The organism is Lactobacillus helveticus DSM 20075 = CGMCC 1.1877 (assembly GCF_000160855.1).
Taxonomy (GTDB): Bacteria; Bacillota; Bacilli; order Lactobacillales; family Lactobacillaceae; genus Lactobacillus; species Lactobacillus helveticus.
Genome location: NZ_GG700752.1, coordinates 129201 through 131536, shown reverse-complemented (window position 1 = coordinate 131536; position 2336 = coordinate 129201). Strand labels below are relative to the sequence as shown.

At 34.7% G+C, this 2336-nt stretch carries 2 protein-coding genes and 1 pseudogene; 1 reads left to right on the top strand and 2 read right to left on the bottom strand.

The features are described from left to right. Positions 1-160: 160 nt before the first annotated feature. Together HMPREF0518_RS00585 and HMPREF0518_RS00580 are read right to left on the bottom strand one after the other, a co-directional pair. Complete coding sequence (locus HMPREF0518_RS00585; protein ID WP_003630632.1) at positions 161-457, bottom strand: hypothetical protein; 297 nt, start codon at positions 455-457, stop codon at positions 161-163. A gap of 19 nt (positions 458-476) precedes the next feature. Then, complete coding sequence (locus HMPREF0518_RS00580) at positions 477-1613, bottom strand: YncE family protein (protein WP_003625010.1); 1137 nt, start codon at positions 1611-1613, stop codon at positions 477-479. A 575-nt stretch (positions 1614-2188) separates the two neighbouring features. Here HMPREF0518_RS00580 and HMPREF0518_RS09965 point away from each other — a divergent pair. Then, positions 2189-2336: pseudogene (locus tag HMPREF0518_RS09965) on the top strand (cyclic-di-AMP-binding protein CbpB); the annotation flags it as partial.

The window sequence follows — 2336 nt, the reverse complement described above, 5'->3', positions numbered from 1 at the left end:
AATATTTTTGTAATAATTTATTACTTTGCCTTATAAATAATTTATTACTTGCCTTATATTACCACAAATAGCAATAATAAGCGTATCATCGTTATACATTTTAACAAATTTAAACTTTTCTTAAATTAAAGCTGCAGAAAAATATACGGAAACTGTTTTATTATTGTATTTTTTTGCAATTACGGTATGCCAAATACAGTGGAATGGCGATAATTACCGCAACGAAGATTATAGCAAAGATCAATAAGCGCATCATATTTTTAGGATCAGTCCAGCGATTGCTTTTTGCAGTGGTCAAAACATACACTGCAAAAAGCACAATAATGATTAATTCGCCTAAACAAAACCATGAGTGCAAATTTTGATACAAATACAGGTACGTTGTTGCCGGCAATAAACAAAACCAGCCCGCAAAACGCAGCCAAAAGATTTCTTTTTGATGATAATTGAGATTCATTACTCGCTTCCTTTCATTATTAATTGCCAAATAGCGCATTAATATTAATTGATAAAACTCGATCCATTACCACAATATTAGGTCTAGCATATTGCTGCGATGCCGATTCAAATAGACAGAGCAGTTGTCCCTTATAAGCTGTAATCTGCTCCAAATATGGCGGCATTTCTAGTTCTAGCTCAGCATTCTTTTCATCCAGTGCATTCAAAGCCGAAGTTGGAAAAACGTACAGCTTCGAGTTGCCGCTTCCGTATGACTGACTCAAGAAGATCTTATTTTGATAAATTGCGATCCCCTGAATCCGCTTGTCCATACTTGTTTCACCAGTTGGATCCGACCACTGCAGAGTACCCGTAACAGATTTTACTTCATTATTAGTAATTGAGCCTTTATTTTTACCGTTGCGCGCAATCCGGTATGCTGCAACTTTTCCGCGTCCATACATGTTGAAAAATCCAACGAACAATTGACTATCATAGTAAGTAACTGCTGAAGCCTTTTCAACTGCAGTAATCGCAATCTGGTGATCATACTTAATTGGAATCCTGCTTCCTGGCTTATATTCTTTCATCTCTTTTAACGAAAATGCAGCTAACGCTGAAGATTTGCCCAATGATCCTGTAACCCAAATATTTTTAGCTACAGGATCATAGGCAATACCGCCCAAATGCGGTCTGCCGGGAACCTGAATTGTCTTAATATATTTGCCCGTCTTTTTATCTAAAACATAAATAACCGAAGCATGAACATGGTCTCCGTCATAGGCAGTAATCAAAATGTACTTGCTTGCTACAGCAATTCCCTGCGGCGTCATCGCAGTCGCTACATCATATTTTTTAGTCTTAAGATTATAAGCCTTAGTCGAAATCAGGCCTGGAATAATAAAATCTTTTCCATCCCATGTCCTCGGTGGAACATAAGTAGATACCTTATTGATGAAAGGATAATTTTCACGTAAAGCTTTTTGATAGTTTTTGAAATTATGCCAAGCTGCATTAGTATTTGTCCCATCTTTAGCTTTTACTACTTTAGGACGCTCTCGCAGCATTTCTTGTTTTTGCAGCCATTGATAGCCAAAATAGCCACCTGTTCCGACACCTACTAAGATGAGAACAGCTATTATCAATTGCAAAACAAACTTACCAAATTTTTTCACTGAACTGTTCCTTTCTCTACCTTTTTGACATGTCTTACATTATAATCACTATTCAAGATACTTTTATTAATCTGCTAACAATTTTCTTTAAAAATATAGATTTTTCGAAAATAAAGTGTATTTCGTCACACTTTTTTCACAATTTAAGGTTATACTATGTAATGTAGCAAGTAAGAATTCTACTTACTACTACAACTCAACTTTTTTGTTTTTCATTCATACTCCTCCAAGTAAATAATGAAAATAAAAAAATTGACTTACTCCAATTAGTCAATTTCATATCTATCCCTTTCGGCTCACGTGAGTTGCGTGAGCTTTTCTTATACGCAAAATCAATTTCTTAAATACTTCGCAAGCAAATCTTTACCTTTTCATAAGAATTTGAACATTTTTAATTCACATTTAGCATGTAGTATATAAATCGTAGCAAGGCGGTAGAAACTTGTTATATACTCCCACTTTTCTATTTCATTCATTCTTACTCCTCCAAAGTAGATGAAACTAATAAGGTCCGCAAAATTTTGCGGGCCTTTTCCTTTTTTCCTGTATATTTAAGGTAGAAAAGAGGCGCAAATATGTTTTCACCATCAATCAAACATTTAATTCAAGAAAAATCAGGTTCGTTTTTAATTCCAGCTAGTCGAATTGCTTTCGTTCAAGATGACAATCCCCTCTATCATGCCTTTTTAATCCTTACTAAAGTTAAATATTCTAAGATTCCAG